Consider the following 17,094-nt stretch of genomic DNA (forward strand, 5'->3'; position numbering starts at 1 on the left):
TGGTTTGGTAGCTCAGCTGGATAGAGCAACGGTCTTCTAAACCGTGGGTCGTGAGTTCGAATCTCACCCAAATCACTGATATGACGCTCCGTATGGGGCGTCTTTTTTTGTGCAATTTTTTATTTGACCCCCAAATGACCCCCAAGCATATTTTTCTGTAGTAGTATTTTTTGCGATAGGTTAATTAATAAGTTGTATAACAAGTTTCAAACATGTTATACTTTACTTGCAACGAAGTAAGGAAGTTAATATTTCAAGCACTCAAAAAGCATTACCTAGTCGTCACAAAAGGTAATGCTTTTTTTATCGCTTAGTGCAACCTTCTAAGCGTTGAGGGTAGAAAGGCAACTATTAATGTTTACGGTTGTTATGCCGATCATCTAACCAGTGATCGAATAGTGCAAGCACTATCCCCACAAGGATAGGGGCGACAACCGAAGTAAGGAAGTCTTTCAAGACGCTCACCTCCTTTCGATGGGAGGTAATAGTTGCCAAAAATAATTATATCAAAATTAGATATATAATAATATGTATAATCGTGAGTTCGAATCTCACCCAAATCACTGATATGACGCTCCGCATGGAGCGTCTTTTTTTGTACAATTTTCCTTCTTTTTGATATATACCAATTGTAAATAAAACCTCTTGACCAATTTTAAATATAGGGTTATTATTGCTCATATAACAACGAATTAACGATAGTCCATTTATTTAAAATGAACTATACCAAAGGAGAAAAAATTATGTGTGGAATTGTTGGTGTGGTTGGAAAGCCTGCAAGAGACATTATTTTAAATGGTTTAACTAATCTAGAGTATCGTGGCTACGATTCAGCAGGTATCTATTTAAATGATTTAAACGGCAATGAATATTTAACTAAGGCAGTTGGGAGAATTTCTAACTTAAAGGAGAAGTTAACCCCAGATGAGCAAGGCTTAGTTGGAATTGGTCATACTCGCTGGGCTACTCATGGAAAGCCAACTGTTGACAATGCACACCCTCATTTTGATGAAACTAAGCGTTTTTACTTGGTGCATAATGGTGTAATTGAGAACTATGCTGAATTAAAGGAAAAGTATCTAAAAGACGTTAAATTCCATTCAAATACTGATACTGAAGTAGTGGTTCAATTAATTGGTAAGATTGCTCGTGAAAAGAACTTAGATGGCTTTTCTGCCTTTAAAGAAGCTTTGAAACTCGTTAAGGGTTCATATGCTTTTCTCTTAGTTGATAATACTGAGCCAGATCATGTTTTTATTGCTAAGAATAAATCACCAATGATGTTAGGACTGGGTGATGGTTTTAATATTATTGCTTCTGACGCAATTTCTGTTTTGGATCAAACTAAGACCTTTGTCGACTTGCAAGATGGTGATGTAGGTGATATTACCAAGGATTCTTACACAATTGAAACCGTTGATGGTAAGAAAGTCGAACGTAAGCCTCATGTATTGGATATTGATCCAAATGCTGCTTCAAAAGGTACTTATGAATTCTATATGTTAAAAGAAATCGATGAGCAACCAAGCGTAATGCGTAAAATTTCTCAAACTTATTTTGATGAAAATGGTGACGTTAAGGTTGAGCCTCAAATCATTGATTCTATCTCTAAAGCAGACCGAATTTATATTTATGCAGCTGGTACTAGTTATCATGCCGGCTTAGTAGGAAAAACTCTCTTAGAACACTACACTGGTATTCCAACAGAAGTTGGTTTGGCTTCAGAAGCTGGCTATCACTTCCCAATGATGAGTAAGAATCCATTCTTTATTTTCTTAACTCAATCAGGTGAAACTGCTGATTCACGTGTTGTTCTAAAAGAAGTTAATAAGCGAAATATTCCAAGTCTGACTATTACTAATGTAGAAGGATCAACTTTATCGAGAGAAGCAGATTATACTATGTTACTAGAAGCTGGTCCGGAAATTGCGGTTGCATCTACTAAAGCTTATACTGCTCAAATTGCTGTTCAAGCAGTACTTGCTAAAGCCTTGGGAGAAGCACTTAATAATCAAGATGCAAAAGATTGGAACTTGAAGCATGATTTGGCTATTGCTGCTGAAGGAATGCAACAACTTGTTGATAGCAAGGAAAGTTTAAAAGAAATTGCTGACAAGTATTTGATTAAGTCACGCAATGCTTTCTATATTGGCCGTGGAATTGACTATGCTGTTGCATTAGAGGGGGCTTTAAAGCTTAAGGAAGTATCATACATTCAAACTGAAGGTTTTGCAGCAGCAGAATTAAAACATGGAACCATTTCTCTAATTGAAAAAGGCACTCCCGTTATTGCTTTGATTAATGATCCAGCAACTGCTGACCTAACTCGCGGTAATATTCAAGAAGTTGTTTCTCGCGGAGCTAATATTATTACAATTGCTGGTAAGGATTTTGCTAGAGAAGGCGACGATGTCGTATTACCTGAAATTAACTACTACATGTCTGCGCTTTTAACTGTTGTGCCAGCACAACTTCTTGCTTACTATGCATCTAAAGATAAGGGCTTAGATGTTGATAAGCCACGTAACTTAGCTAAGAGTGTTACAGTTGAATAAAATTTAAATAAGTTAGTAAAATAGCGAATTAGTGATGTTTAAAGTGACTAATTCGCTATTTTTTATTTAAGTATTTTTTGTCGAAAATATGGGCATTTGATTTAAAATAAAGATAGTTAATAATCAACGAGGAATAATTATGCTATCAAAAATATCAATTCTACTTACGAATCACCAACTGACGTTAAAAGATATTTCACAAACTCAGAACTTGGCAGAGCAAGACTTAAAAAAGGCACTTAATGAAAATCCTGATAATTGGTCAAGTTCGATCTTATCGGCTTTTTCATCATCTTTGAATATGCGACCAGGAGATCTATTAGAACTCCTTGATCCAGTTTATGCTCTGAAGATTAATGATCATCATCAAATGATTCAAGGAATCTATATTGAAGATCCTGAAGTTTACGAACAAATTCGTTTTGTAGTAGAAAGTGAACACTTAGAGGGATGGCAGCCTGATGAGGAGGACATTTTAAGATTACTTGATGAAGCTCTTAATCCATCTGCTGAACTACAGGCTGATATTAACCGGATTTGGGGTGAAGAAGATGACTGATGAAGTGCGGGATACAGAATGGTATCGTAAGAAATTTCTTTATCCAAATGGAACGCTTAAAAATAAGCTTAATATTACTGATGCAGCTGAGTTAGCCCAAAAAGAATATTTGGGCTCTGCAGTCCGCGCACTTGCTTTTTTAAGGGAGAACAAAAAGATTACTAGTGTAGAAGACTTAAAGAAAATACATCAAATTATGTTTGGATGGCTTTATGATTGGGCTGGCCAAATTCGCGATTATGAGCTAACTAAAGGAGATACTGAATTTTTAGAATATACTCGAATTAAGTTTGGAATTGAAGAAATAGATGAAAAGATCAAGCAATTAACAGCTAAGAAAGAATTAGTAGATACAGATTATGCTTTTTTACTTGATCGTTTGAACTATCTGCATCCCTTTAGAGAAGGAAACGGTAGAAGCAGTAAGCTGTTCCTGCAGGCTCTGGCTGCTAATCATAATCAAGTGATTGATTATCCAAGATCAAATAAAGAATTGATTATGGCCCAAAATAATGCTGATATTAACCGAATTGCTCAGTTAATTAAAGTGAAACCAAAATCAAATAAAATAAATACTAAATAAAATGCATTCTAGTGATGAATTACACCATTAGAATGCATTTTTAGTTGAATAGAAAATTAATTTTTCTCAATTTATTTTCTTTAAGCCAGCTCCAAGCGAGATGTAGTAAGTAGGCGGAAGAAAATGATAAGATCCAGGTTAAAATCCACGTTCCCAAAAATGTTAAAAAGGGATGGTAATGAGCGTGAAACTGCATATTAAGGCCTCGCCAAATAAGCTGATTCCAAAATACATTAGAGAGATAGGCACGGTAAGCATAAATAGCTAAAAAATGAAAAACTTTTAAGCTAGTCTTAGAATTCTTTTTTACTTGATGGAGACAAAAAGTAGCAATAAGAGCAATCACAGCCAAAGCGTAAAATGTCATGGATGGTTTATAGTATGGAGCATTATTGAAATTGATTGGATGACCGAAACTTTGTAGTTCAATATTGGTCCAAATTAAGCAAATAATAAAAATAATACTAAGTAGCCACCAAAATTTGGTTAGAAATGCGTTGACACAATTACGTAATTGCCAGGCTAAAACTCCATAAACGCCATAGATGAAAAATGAAATAAAGATTCTATCTAGTAAGTACCAATCATTTTGATGGATACCATGAAAAACATAGGTGTCATAGAACCAGAGCCAGGAAAAATAAAGTATGAAGGTGATAATTGCAATAATTTCCCCACGCTTTGCGTTATTCCCAACATAACGACTGAGTACCCAAAAGAATGGCATTATGATGATAAATTGCAACATCATTGTATTGTACCAAAGATGTGGCGCTGCATTTCCATTAATAAATTGCCAGCAAAAAGTTTGAAAGTTATGATATTTGGTTATTTGTTGTTCCCATGGCATTCCGAGTAGATAAACCAAAGTCCACCAGATAGTTGGAACAAATAGGTTAGACCAGTTAGCACGAAAATACTGTTGATATGAAAAATTATCTTTTAAATCGCTGACTCTAATTGTTGTGTATAAAATACCAAAAATAAAAGCCGGGGCCGTATATTTAACTAAATTATATAAAATACAAAAAATATCTTGTGTATGGATTGGTTGTCCAGTATTCATAACCATTGGCATAATAGGTTGTGCCATGACGGCAGTACAGGCGAAAACTTTTAAATAGTCACCAATATCTGCTATTTTAAATGATGAAAATTGATATTTTTTCATGAATTCATCCTCTTTTAATTAGAGAAAATATGTAGAAGCTCATTTTTAATATAGGTACTTTTTAGAAAAAAGACAAGTTTGCTATAAGAATTTACTTAACAATTATTAAAATTTGAACTAAGATATAGGCGACTGATCGAAACTTCTCCTCCTAAGAAGTGTAACAATTTATTTTTCTTCATTAGATCATGTTAAGCTGCAGTCATAACTGATTGCAGCTTTTTATTTTAGAACAATAAAGGATTAAAATTAAAATGTTATTTCTAATAAAGAAGGTATAAAAATGAATGTAGAAGAAGCAATTTTAACTCGGCATGCAGTTCGCCTATTTAATCCAGATGATAAAATTTCCAGAGAAAGTTTAGATAAAATTGTTGAGTTAGCACAACATGCACCTTCATGGGTAGATTCACAACCTTGGAAAGTGTACATTGCGACAGGTAAAACTTTAGCAGCAATTAAAAAGCGTCATGCTGAAAATGTTAAGAATGGGGTTAAAGCAAATCCAGATTGGCCAACTACTCACCGAGAAGACTGGGCTAAGTTTCCAAGAGAAAATATGTTAAAGCATAATGAAGCAACAGCAAAATTTTGGGAGAATCCTGACTTATCTAATCTGACACGGCAAGAATTACAAATCTGTCTTTATGATGCACCAGTAATTTGCTACTTAACAATTCCTAAGGATTCCAATCAGTGGTCAGACTATGACTTAGGGGCTTTTAGCCAAACTTTGATGCTAGCAGCCAAAGGAATGGGAATTGATTCAATGCCGGCTTATGAAATCGTAAAGTTTCCAGAATCTGTTAAAGAGATTATGAATATTCCAGACTCTGAATGGTTAGCAATGGGAATTGCTTTGGGATACGCTGATATGGCTACTAGAGTAAACGAATACCGTGCTCCGCGTGTAGCACTCGACGAGATGCTAAAAATTAAGGACTAAAAAAGACGCCACGTTGGGGCGTCTTTTTGGTAAGAATAATTAATGAAGGGATGCAGTCTTTTGGGCCTGCATTTTTTCTTGCATTTGTTTTTGTAATTTTTGCATATCTTTGGTTGAGAGAGTTCTCCAGTTCGAAGGAAGAGTAAAAATATATTCTCGATGCTTCAACTCATTGTTATGACTAAATACATTAAACATAATCCGACTAAAATTATCTTTGTAAACATAGCGAGTAGTTCTTATCTTAAGACTAGCTGTTTTACCCTGCTTAATTTTAGTTGAAACCTTATCTAGTTTAATTGCTTTAGGCTTTTTTTGATCATTGTTGGTCTTATACAAGTATACTTTTTCTGTTCCGTTACCTAGAGGTTGATAAAGGAGAATTGGAAGAGCTGAGTTAGCGCTTGAAACTAGAGTTTGAGTAGAAGATACAGTTTTAGTTTTCATTCCCCAGTGATTGTAGTCATGTGCAACAATACCAAGAATACAGAGTGAAGTAATAACTAAGGAAATCCATGAAACTAGGGTGTGTCCTTTGCCAGGGATAACATTGAAGTAAATAAATAAAATTGCTGCGAGAATTAAAATTACGATTATCATTAGCCATTCACCTCTTCTTGATTCTCACGTGCACGGTTGCCCTTCTTTAAGAAGAAAGCAAGCACTAGAGCAACTAAAGCAAAGACAATGCTCATTGCAAATGAAGCGTGGAATCCATCTAAAGTTGCATTGATTGCTTGATTTTTATATTGAAGTGGAAGGGTATGAAGTAGTTCTTTTGCCGGCATATGGTTGTTGGTTGTAGTGGTTAAAATTGAAACTAAAATAGCAGTACCAATTGAACTTAGAACCTGTCTAAAAGTATTGTTAACGGCTGTTCCGTGTGAAATTTTGTCTAGCGGCAAAGAGTTCATCCCGGATGTAGTTACATTCATCATTACTAAAGCTACTCCGACCATTCGAATAGCATAAAGAACGATAATCATAGTATATGAACTTTGTTCAGTTAAAAATACAAATGGAATAGTACCTAGCGTTAAGAGTGTCATACCAGTAATCGCCATTTTACGGGCGCCATATTTATCAAATAAACGTCCAGTGATAGGAGACATAATTCCAATCATTAAGGCACCAGGTAATAACATTAAACCTGAGTGAAAGGCTGAAACGCCACGCAAATTTTGAATATATAATGGAAGCACCATTTCAATTCCGACCATTGCTAGGTTAGTGATTCCACTTAGAGCAGCAGCTAAAGAAAATTCAAAGTGTTTAAAGACAGTAATATCTAAGAAGGGATCTTCCATCTTTAATTGACGAATTCCAAAAAGAATAACGAATACAATCCCGACACCGATAAATCCTAAAATTTCTGGATTAGTCCATCCCTTATTACCAGCTTCTGAAAAGCCGTAAAGTAAACTACCAAAACCAACAGTAGAACTTGTTACTGACCAGATATCAATTTTTTCTTTCTTAGTTGGCAGAACATCTTTAATTAAGAAGAAAGCTAAGATGATAACGACGCCGGCAATTGGAGCAATAATGCTGAATAGGTAACGCCAAGAAAGGTTATCAACAATCCAACCTGACAAAGTTGGTCCAATAGCTGGTGCTAGGCCAATAACGATACCAACTGTTCCCATAGCAGCACCACGCTTATTAGCTGGAAAGATGGAGAGCATAATAGTTTGAAGAAGTGGCATCGTAACGCCAACGCCGAGTCCTTGAATAATTCTTCCAGTTAGTAAAGTTCCAAAATTTGGAGCAATTGCAGCTGTTACAGTTCCAATGAAGAAAACTGACATCGCTGTCAAATACATTTTTCTTGAGCCAAAGCGATTAATTAACCAAGCTGAGATCGGGATCATAACTCCATTAACTAACAAAAATGCAGTTGAAAGCCATTCAGCAGTTGCAGTGCTGATATGAAAGGAACGCATAATTGAAGGAAGAGCCGTTGCAAGTAAGGTTCCGTTTAAAACTGTACAGAAAGAACCAATGATCAATACTAAAACAAGCAAGTTTCGATTATAGGCTTTTCCGTGAATATCGGTTGGTTGTTTATCCATTTGAATTTTCCTTTCTATTGTCAAAAAATCTTACAAACTATAAAAACTATATTCTTAAATAATATCTTTGTCAAATTATCTTACATTGAGGTAAAAATATTTAACATATATATTGTAAAAACTGATATAAGCTATTACACTATAAATAAGATTACGGGGTAAGGAATTAATAATGGAATCAAAAAAGATACTTCATAACGTTTTTCAAAATATTGAAGTAGGAATTGGCGAAGTTAGCAACGTAGTTGGTGTGTCTCAAAGACAATTACGCTATTGGGAAGAAAAAGGCTATATTAAGCCCGTTTCTGATAATAATAGTGGTGTCAGAAGATATAATTTATCAACGCTTTACTTAATTGTTTTTATTAAAGAACAACTTGATAAGGGATTTACATTAGCAGCAGCTTTTGAGAGTTCAAAAAATATTAGCGTAAAGAGTAAAATTGTACGCACTTTTTTTGAACATACTTTTAATGATGTAAAAATTACCAATCCTGATAAGGGATATGGTGAAATTGACCTAGGTGAATTACGGACTGACGATGATAAAATGTATCATTTCAAGGGTGTTGTTGATGAGCGTGGTCGATATGTAAAAATTGATGATAAAAAAGGAAGCATCGAATAAATGATGCTTCCTTTTTAGGACAAGTCGATATTGTTTTTATTTCTATAAGTACATTAATGATATTTATTTGCTAAAGCCAGCCTCATACCAAACATTAACCGAAGGTCTCAATGACCATCCAGTTACTTTACTGTTAACAGCAGCTACAGAGTAAGCACTGCTAGTTGGAATTACGTAAGCTTTTTTATACATCCATCTTTGCCATTCATGGAATTTTTGAACTCGATATTGTTTATTAAAAGCTTTTGCAGAATCAATTTCATCTAATAACTTAGTGTTAGTTGGAGAAACAAACCGAGCAAAATTATATTGCATTTTTTCGCCATAAAAAATACTTGGAGAAGGATCTCCCGGAGCACTCCAACTCCCTTCTAGTACATCAATTTTAGGATCGCTTGATTTAACAGCATCCACCCAGCGATTGAATTCCATTGGACGACCACCAAGAAATTTTACATTTAGACCAACTTTTTTCCATTGTTGGATATAATTACGCCAGATAGCTTCACTATTTTCATTAGATCCGCGAACTGCTAAGTTAATTACTAGTGGCTTACCATTGGGTTGTCTTCTATAGAGTGCACCAGGTGCTTTTTTGTAACCAGCTTTGTCTAGTAGCGCGTTTGCTTTATTCAAATTATATGAATAAGTTGGAATGTTTTTGTCGTAATAAGGGGTAAATTGTGAAGGAATTAAAGAATTAATTCTGTAATTTAATCCGTGATAGAAACGCTTATTGATAACATCAATGTTCATAGCATATGCCATAGCTTTTCTTAAAGCGGGATTATTCATCTTCGCATGTGGATTTTCTACATTTTTACCTAGTTTTGCATCCCATTTACCAACTTTGAAAGCTAGGTAGTCATAGTTAGATGTCTTTTTACCAACGAAATTAACATCTTTTGTATTTTTTACTTGTTCCCATTGAGAACTTAAAACTCCAGCAACATCAAATTTTTTACTTTTGATTGCTTGTGATACGTTAGAACTAGTAATATTTGACATATAGATATGCTCAAAATTTGGTTTTCCACGCCAGTAATATGGATTTCTTGACCAGCTAGTTGATTGGCCTTGAACAGTTTTGTCCATTTTGTAAGGGCCAAAGTAGAGCGGATGCTTCCTAATTTGGTCACTAGAAACTAGTTTGTCGAAAGGTACCTTCTTCAAGTAATGATAAGGAGCGGCATGTTCCCAATAAAATCCATTAGCTGTGTTTAGCATAGCTGGGTTTAATTCTTTAAAATGAAGCACTAAAGTTTTTCCGTTAGGACCATCCGGCATTTCGATGCCTGAAATATTTTTGGCTTTTCCTGAATGATACTCAGCCATTCCTTTAATATCTTCAAGTGTAGAAGTATATTGGGTAGTATGTACTTTAGGGTTAGCTAAAATTTCGTAAGCGTACTCTAAATCTTTAGCAACTACCGGTTTCCCATCTGACCAGCGAACTTTCTTTTTAACTTTGATTTTAGCAGTATTGTTATTATGGTTTAAAGTTAGACTCGCAGCTCCTTTATTAGTGATTTGATACTGATCATTAATATCAAATAATGGTTCATCCCCGGGTGCAGCAGCTTCGGAATCAGGAGTAGTATCTGCAATTTCTGCAGAAAAAATTCCGGTAAACGGTGAGTCGTTTTCCAAAGCATACGTCAAAGTTCCGCCTTTTTTAATTTGTTTTTTGGGAACGGTTTGAGCAAACTTAATCGCCTGATTACTCGAATCAGTTTTCTTGGCCCCGCAAGCTGTCGACAAAATGGTGAGTGAACTTGCGAGAGCTACATACAGCAGTTTGGATTTTGACATTTTCATATAAAATTCTCCTTTCGTCAAAAATCCAATAACAGCATGATTAAGAAAACAAAAAGACGCCCCATTAGATCACTTGATCCAATAGGGCGTCTTGTCGCTGTACCACCTATTTTTACTAGAAAACTAGTCTTTAAATAACGTACGGTTCAATACAAAAGAACGATACGCCGTCGCTATAAAGGGCTGTCCCTTAAACTACTCTAAATCGTAGTTTACGCTCAAAGGTGATTTTCATTAAGAGCCTACCTATTTCTTCACACCAACCAGAAATTCTCTGCAAGGGTGGTTTCTTAATTACTTTTCCTTATCAAAGCTGTTTGATAATAATGTTTGTGCTCATAATAATACGCCGATTTGAAAATAAGTCAATAATAAATTATATTTTTCTTATTTTTAATATAAATAATATTTTATGATTGCCTGATAAATTACAATTTGGTAAATGCAAAAAAATTAAGAAGAGATTTATAAATATATACTAGTTTTGCAAAAAAGTTGTTATTTATAATAATGCTGTATGTAAAGAAAAAAGAGTGTATATAAAATTTGTTTGCTGTGATTTATTAAAATAACGTTATTTAATTTGATGGAAATATTATGAAAATGTAAGCAAAAAAGAAGATTTTTTTATTAAATAGGCTTATACTTATGGATGATTAGTGATAGAAAGGAACTATATACTATGAAAAAATTAGATACAAATAAATTAACTGACAAGCAAGCAGATCTTTTTAAGAATAATTTAGTTTACATTGCTACTGTTGATGAAAACGGTAATCCACAAGTTGGTCCTAAAGGTTCAATGACTGTATTAGATCCAAGTCATATGCAATATCTTGAAAAAACAAAAGGCGCAGCTTTTGAAAATATTAAAAATGGTTCTAAAGTAGCATTAGTTGCAGCAGATGTTCCTTCTCATACTGCCGTACAAGTTTTGGCTACTCCACATGTTCACGAAGATGACGAATATGCCAAGAAAATCGTTTCTGGAACCGATACTCCTAATGCATATGTAGTAGTATTAGATATTGACGAAATTTTTGAATAATTAAAAGTTATTCTGCGTGTAATTTGAATAAATTAAGAAAGACTGAGTATTGATAAAATACTTAGTCTTTTTTTGCTAGATAACTTGCTTATTTTTTATATTAATGTAAGATTAAAATTAATTGAATTAAATTATATGATTAAAAGGAGAAAATAAAAATGGGTGCTTTATCAGAACAAGAACTAGCAGCTTTCTCTGCAGATTTTAATAAAGACAATAAAAATAAAGTAGCATCTCGCGCTGCTCGTCAAAATGGATTATTTGAAGCTTCATTTAATGATGATGTTTCAAAGCGGTTAAATCATACATTTTCAACCGAACTTGATATTGGTGGGGTAACTGACCAAAAACATTCTGGTCGCTGCTGGGAATTTGCAACATTAAATGTTTTACGTCATCATTTTGGTAAGAAATATCACGTTAAAGATTTTACTTTCTCACAAGCATATAACTTCTTTTGGGATAAAATTGAAAGAGCAAATGCCTTTTATGATAGCATGATTCGTTTGGCAGATAAGTCAATTGATGATCGTGAAGTTGAGACTTGGCTTAATTTTGCAGGTCAAGACGGTGGTCTATGGCAAATGGCAATTAATTTGGTTAAAAAATATGGAGTGGTTCCTTCATATGCAATGCCAGAGAATGCTACATCAAACAACACCACTGCATTAATTGATTCTTTGGCTCGTAAGGAAAGAAAAGATGCGTTAGTATTACGTAAGTTAGTTCAAGAAGGTAAGCTCGAAGAAGCAGAAAAGGCTAAGAAAGAGTTTTTAAATGAAGTTTACCGAATGGCTGCAGTAGCTTTGGGTGAGCCACCTAAGAAGTTTGATTTAGAATATCGAGATGATGATAAAAAATATCATTTAGAAAAAGATCTCACTCCACGCCAATTTGCCGAAAAGTATCTGAAAGATTTTAATTGGGATGATTATGTTGTTTTGTTAAACTCACCTAACTATGATTACAACAAACGTTATCACCAAGGTTTATATGATAACGTTGCTGGCGGTCAACCAATTACGGGCTTGAATGTACCAATTGAAGTTTTAGCAAGAGCAGCTGCAGCACAATTAAAGGATGGCAAAGCAGTTATTTTTGGAAACGATGTTTTAAAGCAGATGGAGCGTAAAACTGGTTTCCTTGATACTGAGCTATATAAGACTGATGATCTGTTTGACGTTGATACGCAAATGAGTAAGGCTGATCGGTTAGCTACTGGTGAAGGCTCTGCAACACACGATATGACCTTAGTCGGTGTTGATGAAGACAATGGTGAGATTCGCAAGTGGAAGGTTGAAAATTCTTGGGGCGATAAATATGGTCATAAGGGTTTCTACGAAATGAGCCAGAAGTGGTTTGAAGAATATGTTTACGACGTAGTTGTTGATAAGAAATACTTACCTGAAGACATAGTTAAACTCTGGGAAGAGCCAGCTATTGATTTGAAACCTTGGGCACATATTGGCTTATAAACACCAGTAATTTAGAGTATCAAAAAGACTTTCTTTCTATAGTTTTAGAGAGAAAGTCTTTTTGATAGGTAAAAGTGAGACAGAAAAATTATTTGATCATCCTAATTTGTAATTTTTTCCGACACCATTTTATTTACAAAGTAATTGCTGTATTAGATAATTTATAACTTTATCAGTTTGTTGATTTAACCAAATAGAGTTAGGAAGTTGATATTTTATTGGCTTATTTGAATTCATTTTTTGAAAAATAAAATTTATTCTTTCGACTTGGTCATATTTAAAAATTTTTCTTATTTCTAACCAGCATGAGCTATTGTTACAGAATAACAATAGAATTTGATTTTGATTTTTTACAAAATATCTAAATGTATTTGAGTAAGAAGATAAGGTGATTGTCTTCTTTTTTGTTTCAGCAATTATATCATTTTGGGTTTGCAATTTTCTTCGATCTTGTTCAAGTGAAGCTTGAATTTGATCTATTAATTGATGGTTGTTGAATGTATTATTTGTATTTTTCATTTTTCGTGCTCATTTCTAATACCTTTTTTATCTTAGCGAAGAAAAGATACCTTGCTCAACAATCGATTAGTTTATAATTGCCGTATTTTGTTTACTTTATTCCTAAAAAAATTCTGAATAAGATTCACATAACAGTTTGCTAATACTATTTTTTGAAAGATTGTCATAATAAATAAGCCAGTTAATAACGACATTTAGATTTTTATCAACTGCATTATCCAAATAAAATTGATTGGTTAATTGTCGATTTGTTAATTTAAATCTTTTTTCAAGTTCTTTTCTACCTAAATTTTTAATTTTAATTAGAAAACCGATATCTCCATTTTGAGAAAGAAGAAGTAGGATTTCTCTTCGCTTTTTAGCACAATAAGTCAAAGTATGATAATAACTATTAGCCTCAGATGAGATAACTTTATTTTCTTTAGTCTCTTTTTCTAGTAGCTTACGATCTTTTTTTAACAACTTTATAAGGTCCGAAATAAGTCCATCTTCAACTTTTTCTAATAATTCATTTTTATCTTTAAAGTAGCGATAGAACGTTCTAGAACTAACGTGTGAATTATTAATTATATCTCGATTAGTAATTTTTCTAAAAGGAATGTTTTCCATTGTTTCAAATAATCCATAATGAATTTGCTCTACAGTACTATTGATTCTTATATCCATTTCTATAGTTTCAACCTCTTCAATTTTTGCTCTAAATTTAATTTTGAGTAAACATGTTACTAAATTCAATTATCTAAAGATATAAGTTTGTCACATTGTGTTTACTTTTTTATAAAATTATTCTAATTTTGTCTTTGAGCAAGAATTTGCATTAATTCAACAGGTGAACTGGTTTGCACTAGGGCAGTTAAAGCTTTGATATCCGTTAAAGTCATGTCATCATAATGGGTTAACCAAAGAATTAATGCATTTTTAATAGCATCTACATATATCACTTTAAAAACAGCATATGTACTTAGCTCGGGTACAGTACAAGTTTGAGGATTAATGCTAAATAAATGGGGACATCTAAGATCGAATTCTTTGTTTGCTAACTTAATTATTTCGTTATGAAAAGAAATATCTCCGTTAGATGAAAGGAGAGAAACTAATTCTTCTCTATACGCGTCACAATACTCTAGAGTAGAATTAAAAGCCAATTTAGTTGCCGTTCTAATTTTTTCAGTAGAATTATTAATTTCAATTTTTTGTAGTTTGGCTCGGTCCTCTTCCAAAGCATTCCATAAACCTACTAATAATTCATTTTCTAGATCTTCTAATAATTCTTGTTTATTTTTAATAGTAGTTATAGAAGGTCTTTTTGCTAATTTCTGCGTAGTTAAGAATATCGGAAGTCGTACATTCACTAAAGCGTTTTTCTTCTAATACTTTGATAAATCCTCTAAAAATTCTATTTCTAGTATTTATACTTCGAAAATCCATAAAATTTTCCTCTCTTTAGTTATCTAGCTACATTAGTAAAGATTACCATTGTATTTACTTTTGACATACATTGTTTACCACTTCTACTTTGTGTATGTATTTAAGTGAAAACAATAATTTTTTACTAATACCTTGCTATAATTTCTTAGAAATCAACTGATGAAGATTATAGGGAGAACTTTTATGAAACATAGAAAACTTTGGTATATGGGAAGTATCTTAATAATACTGTTGTCTTTTACTATTAATTTTGGTAACAGTCTTCAACGTAAAGTATTGCATGAAAAATCGGTTTATACCACTAAAAAATTACCAACTGTTGCTTATGATAAGAGAAGTGACGAATTAAGAAATTTAGGCTTTGCAATTTTAAGTTTTCCAATTGTAAATTGCATAGATTTTATTAGTACAGCGCTTAAGAATAAAAAAGAAGCATGAAAAAATTTATATATCGACTGTTAATAATTGGATTGTTTTTTATTGGGATAGATTTTTTTAGTCCGATTTTAGAAAGTTGGATCATTGATTTTTACCAACCTGAAATCAGTAATGTAGATAACATGCAGAATAATAATGATTGGAATTCAGTTAGATGCATAAGCTTGTTATCTTTAATAAAACAATTTTTTAAAAATGATCTTAAATATCAGGCAGTCCTTACTGTTCCTAGTTTAAAGATTGATATTCCCGTAGCAGAAAATACTAATGATGCTGTATATCAATTTGGAGCAGGGATGTTAGTGAAAAGAAAAATAGATAGTAATTCAAATATTATTGTTGGAGCACATAATTTAGGTCCATTTAGTAATGCATTATTTTCACCACTTGCAAACAATTATCTTATCGAAAGAAAAGTATTTATTACCAATTTTAAGCTAGTAAAAGAATACCAAATAGAGTCTGTTAGCATTATTTTTCCAAATCAAGTTAATTTAGTAGTTAATTCTAAGAAAAATTGGTTAACTATGTTGACTTGTACCAATGACAATAAAAAACGCGTACTTGTTAGAGCTCGGCTAATAAAAACGTATAAATTTTCGCAGTTGAAAAAATCAATAAGAGATAGTTTTTACAGAAAAAAATTTAAATTTGAAAAATAGTAAGGCACGTCCGAAGTTATAGTATTTTCGCAAATTGCAATAATAAATTGAACACTTTTAGTTAAGCTGCTTGATAGATTAGATCTAATTCTCTTTCAAAGATTTCATCTGGTGTATGATAGGCCAGTTTCTTTCTTGGCAAAGAATTGCACCAGGTTTCAATATCAATGATGTCTTGTAAAGAATAGTTAGCTATTGCTTCTCCTTTAGAAATGAATCTGCGAATAAGACCATTGTGTCTTTCAACTGTTCCCTTATCACAAGAAGTGTAAGGATGGGCATAGTAAACCAGTGTATTGGATGCTTTTTCTAGGTTGGAAAGATCTGCAAACTCTGAGCCATTATCAGTGGTAATGGTTTTAAAAATATCATTCCAATGTTCGCTGTATTGCCTTTAGAGTTCTTTAAAGGCCTGCATGACACTGACAGAAGTCTTGTCAGAAATACGAAGAATTAAGAACTCACGACTCATACGCTCAGATAAGGTTAGCAGCACCTCATCAGCTTTGCTCTTATGTCCGAGAACTAAATCGCATTCCCAATGGCCAAACTCATTACGTTTATTGATCTCTTTAGGACGTTCTTCAATGCTTCTGCCAAGTTTTTTCTTATTTTTGCGAATACGATGAAGCTTGGTATTGCGTTTAAGCTTCTCTGGCAAGTCGTAATTATGTATATCTAATAGACCTTGGTCGACATAATTGTAAAGAGTCTTAGTACAGACAACCTCTCTGCTGCTAAATGCGCCAACAGCAGTGGCACGATTACTGCACACATCAAGCGACCAGTCGTCTTTAAAGAAATGTTTGTGGACATAGCGCATGAATTGAGTTTTCCTGAGAAAGTCTGATTTGCGCCCACAATTTTTACGATGAGCTTGATATACATCATGTCCTTGAAAGTCCTTATATCTTTTGACTTTGCCATGATACAGTTCTACAGTACCGCGCTTAACCTCATAACTGATAGTAGAAGGAGTACAGTTTAATGCACGGGCAATTGCACGCAAAGAATAGCCATCTTTCAAACGCAATTGAATAATAACTCTTTCCTCGAATGATATATGCTTGCCTTTAATGTGCTGATTCATGGTAGAATGTAAAGAGTCCATTTTGACCTCGTTTCTAAATGTTGTGTGGTAACTACATTCTATCAAACAGGTCCGAATGGACTTTTTATCAAGTGTTCAATT

General features: G+C 33.4%; 17 protein-coding genes, 1 tRNA gene, 1 pseudogene and 1 other annotated feature. Of the genes and pseudogenes, 10 read left to right on the forward strand and 9 right to left on the reverse strand.

Annotated features, from left to right (window positions below):
* The first annotated feature begins 1 nt into the window (after position 1).
* Positions 2-75 (forward strand) — tRNA-Arg (locus QM512_RS01600).
* A 276-nt stretch (positions 76-351) separates the two neighbouring features.
* Here the strand turns inward: QM512_RS01600 and QM512_RS01605 are convergent.
* The gene (locus QM512_RS01605) at positions 352-465 is read right to left on the reverse strand and encodes a type I toxin-antitoxin system Fst family toxin (RefSeq protein ID WP_210145487.1); all 114 of its coding nucleotides are present in this window, start codon (positions 463-465) and stop codon (positions 352-354) included.
* Between the two features lie 278 nt (positions 466-743).
* On the opposite strand from QM512_RS01605, the gene glmS reads away from it, so the two are divergent.
* The 3 genes from glmS (at position 744) to QM512_RS01620 (ending at position 3,697) form a co-directional block, all read left to right on the forward strand.
* Positions 744-2,555, forward strand: a complete 1,812-nt coding sequence (gene glmS, locus QM512_RS01610) for a glutamine--fructose-6-phosphate transaminase (isomerizing) (RefSeq protein WP_282805803.1) — start codon at positions 744-746, stop codon at positions 2,553-2,555.
* Positions 2,556-2,694: 139 nt separating this feature from the next.
* Positions 2,695-3,114: a helix-turn-helix domain-containing protein gene (locus QM512_RS01615; protein ID WP_282805804.1), complete on the forward strand. Its 420-nt coding sequence runs from the start codon at positions 2,695-2,697 to the stop codon at positions 3,112-3,114.
* Positions 3,107-3,697 (forward strand): Fic/DOC family protein, encoded by a 591-nt coding sequence (locus QM512_RS01620; protein ID WP_282805805.1) that lies wholly within the window; start codon positions 3,107-3,109, stop codon positions 3,695-3,697. Before QM512_RS01615 ends, QM512_RS01620 begins: the two co-directional genes overlap by 8 nt.
* Before the next feature lie 40 nt (positions 3,698-3,737).
* Here the strand turns inward: QM512_RS01620 and QM512_RS01625 are convergent, their stop codons facing one another.
* Positions 3,738-4,868 carry an acyltransferase family protein gene (locus QM512_RS01625; protein ID WP_282805806.1) on the reverse strand — a complete coding sequence of 377 codons (1,131 nt, stop codon included), beginning with the start codon at positions 4,866-4,868 and terminating at the stop codon, positions 3,738-3,740.
* A gap of 283 nt (positions 4,869-5,151) precedes the next feature.
* Between QM512_RS01625 and QM512_RS01630 the strand changes: the two genes are divergently transcribed.
* Entirely contained in the window at positions 5,152-5,814 is a 663-nt protein-coding gene (locus QM512_RS01630) for a nitroreductase (protein WP_282805807.1), read from the forward strand.
* A 39-nt stretch (positions 5,815-5,853) separates the two neighbouring features.
* On the opposite strand, the gene QM512_RS01635 is transcribed toward QM512_RS01630, so the two are convergent.
* Both QM512_RS01635 and QM512_RS01640 read right to left on the reverse strand, forming a co-directional pair.
* On the reverse strand, positions 5,854-6,414 hold the full coding sequence (locus QM512_RS01635; RefSeq protein ID WP_282805808.1) for a DUF4811 domain-containing protein: 561 nt from the start codon (positions 6,412-6,414) through the stop codon (positions 5,854-5,856).
* Positions 6,414-7,886 (reverse strand): MDR family MFS transporter, encoded by a 1,473-nt coding sequence (locus tag QM512_RS01640; protein WP_282805809.1) that lies wholly within the window; start codon positions 7,884-7,886, stop codon positions 6,414-6,416. Before QM512_RS01640 ends, QM512_RS01635 begins: the two co-directional genes overlap by 1 nt.
* A gap of 172 nt (positions 7,887-8,058) precedes the next feature.
* Between QM512_RS01640 and QM512_RS01645 the strand changes: the two genes are divergently transcribed.
* Positions 8,059-8,514 carry a MerR family transcriptional regulator gene (locus tag QM512_RS01645; RefSeq protein ID WP_282805810.1) on the forward strand — a complete coding sequence of 152 codons (456 nt, stop codon included), beginning with the start codon at positions 8,059-8,061 and terminating at the stop codon, positions 8,512-8,514.
* Between the two features lie 63 nt (positions 8,515-8,577).
* Here the strand turns inward: QM512_RS01645 and QM512_RS01650 are convergent, their stop codons facing one another.
* Positions 8,578-10,332 (reverse strand): oligopeptide ABC transporter substrate-binding protein, encoded by a 1,755-nt coding sequence (locus tag QM512_RS01650; protein WP_282805811.1) that lies wholly within the window; start codon positions 10,330-10,332, stop codon positions 8,578-8,580.
* A gap of 79 nt (positions 10,333-10,411) precedes the next feature.
* Positions 10,412-10,652: a binding site (T-box leader), on the reverse strand.
* Positions 10,653-11,014: 362 nt separating this feature from the next.
* Here QM512_RS01650 and QM512_RS01655 point away from each other — a divergent pair.
* The gene (locus tag QM512_RS01655) at positions 11,015-11,380 is read left to right on the forward strand and encodes a pyridoxamine 5'-phosphate oxidase family protein (protein WP_057718931.1); all 366 of its coding nucleotides are present in this window, start codon (positions 11,015-11,017) and stop codon (positions 11,378-11,380) included.
* A 158-nt stretch (positions 11,381-11,538) separates the two neighbouring features.
* Complete coding sequence (locus tag QM512_RS01660; protein ID WP_282805812.1) at positions 11,539-12,855, forward strand: C1 family peptidase; 1,317 nt, start codon at positions 11,539-11,541, stop codon at positions 12,853-12,855.
* A gap of 129 nt (positions 12,856-12,984) precedes the next feature.
* Here QM512_RS01660 and QM512_RS01665 read toward each other — a convergent pair whose 3' ends face one another.
* From QM512_RS01665 to QM512_RS01675, 3 genes are all read right to left on the reverse strand, one after another.
* Positions 12,985-13,374, reverse strand: coding sequence for a hypothetical protein (locus QM512_RS01665; RefSeq protein ID WP_282805813.1), 390 nt, complete (start codon positions 13,372-13,374; stop codon positions 12,985-12,987).
* A 102-nt stretch (positions 13,375-13,476) separates the two neighbouring features.
* A complete protein-coding gene (locus QM512_RS01670; RefSeq protein ID WP_282805814.1) occupies positions 13,477-14,040 on the reverse strand; it encodes a TetR/AcrR family transcriptional regulator in 564 nt (187 codons plus the stop codon).
* A 122-nt stretch (positions 14,041-14,162) separates the two neighbouring features.
* Positions 14,163-14,726, reverse strand: a complete 564-nt coding sequence (locus tag QM512_RS01675; protein ID WP_282805815.1) for a hypothetical protein — start codon at positions 14,724-14,726, stop codon at positions 14,163-14,165.
* A 259-nt stretch (positions 14,727-14,985) separates the two neighbouring features.
* Between QM512_RS01675 and QM512_RS01680 the strand changes: the two genes are divergently transcribed.
* Both QM512_RS01680 and QM512_RS01685 read left to right on the forward strand, forming a co-directional pair.
* On the forward strand, positions 14,986-15,240 hold the full coding sequence (locus QM512_RS01680; RefSeq protein ID WP_282805816.1) for a hypothetical protein: 255 nt from the start codon (positions 14,986-14,988) through the stop codon (positions 15,238-15,240).
* Positions 15,237-15,902 (forward strand): sortase, encoded by a 666-nt coding sequence (locus tag QM512_RS01685; protein WP_282805817.1) that lies wholly within the window; start codon positions 15,237-15,239, stop codon positions 15,900-15,902. The genes QM512_RS01680 and QM512_RS01685 overlap by 4 nt, the downstream gene beginning before the upstream one ends.
* Before the next feature lie 61 nt (positions 15,903-15,963).
* Here the strand turns inward: QM512_RS01685 and QM512_RS01690 are convergent.
* Positions 15,964-17,013, reverse strand: a pseudogene (locus tag QM512_RS01690) (IS30 family transposase).
* Between the last annotated feature and the right edge of the window lie 81 nt (positions 17,014-17,094).

Origin of the sequence: Lactobacillus isalae, assembly GCF_947539375.1 — a bacterium.
Classification (GTDB): Bacteria; Bacillota; Bacilli; order Lactobacillales; family Lactobacillaceae; genus Lactobacillus; species Lactobacillus isalae.

Bases quoted from the DNA above. Each gene is read 5' to 3' on its own strand.
- glmS (WP_282805803.1), top strand. From the start codon at position 744: ATGTGTGGAATTGTTGGTGTGGTTGGAAAGCCTGCAAGAGACATTATT.
- QM512_RS01615 (WP_282805804.1), top strand. From the start codon at position 2,695: ATGCTATCAAAAATATCAATTCTACTTACGAATCACCAACTGACGTTA.
- QM512_RS01620 (WP_282805805.1), top strand. From the start codon at position 3,107: ATGACTGATGAAGTGCGGGATACAGAATGGTATCGTAAGAAATTTCTT.
- QM512_RS01625 (WP_282805806.1), bottom strand. From the start codon at position 4,868: ATGAAAAAATATCAATTTTCATCATTTAAAATAGCAGATATTGGTGAC.
- QM512_RS01630 (WP_282805807.1), top strand. From the start codon at position 5,152: ATGAATGTAGAAGAAGCAATTTTAACTCGGCATGCAGTTCGCCTATTT.
- QM512_RS01635 (WP_282805808.1), bottom strand. From the start codon at position 6,414: ATGATAATCGTAATTTTAATTCTCGCAGCAATTTTATTTATTTACTTC.
- QM512_RS01640 (WP_282805809.1), bottom strand. From the start codon at position 7,886: ATGGATAAACAACCAACCGATATTCACGGAAAAGCCTATAATCGAAAC.
- QM512_RS01645 (WP_282805810.1), top strand. From the start codon at position 8,059: ATGGAATCAAAAAAGATACTTCATAACGTTTTTCAAAATATTGAAGTA.
- QM512_RS01650 (WP_282805811.1), bottom strand. From the start codon at position 10,332: ATGAAAATGTCAAAATCCAAACTGCTGTATGTAGCTCTCGCAAGTTCA.
- QM512_RS01655 (WP_057718931.1), top strand. From the start codon at position 11,015: ATGAAAAAATTAGATACAAATAAATTAACTGACAAGCAAGCAGATCTT.
- QM512_RS01660 (WP_282805812.1), top strand. From the start codon at position 11,539: ATGGGTGCTTTATCAGAACAAGAACTAGCAGCTTTCTCTGCAGATTTT.
- QM512_RS01665 (WP_282805813.1), bottom strand. From the start codon at position 13,374: ATGAAAAATACAAATAATACATTCAACAACCATCAATTAATAGATCAA.
- QM512_RS01670 (WP_282805814.1), bottom strand. From the start codon at position 14,040: ATGGATATAAGAATCAATAGTACTGTAGAGCAAATTCATTATGGATTA.
- QM512_RS01680 (WP_282805816.1), top strand. From the start codon at position 14,986: ATGAAACATAGAAAACTTTGGTATATGGGAAGTATCTTAATAATACTG.
- QM512_RS01685 (WP_282805817.1), top strand. From the start codon at position 15,237: ATGAAAAAATTTATATATCGACTGTTAATAATTGGATTGTTTTTTATT.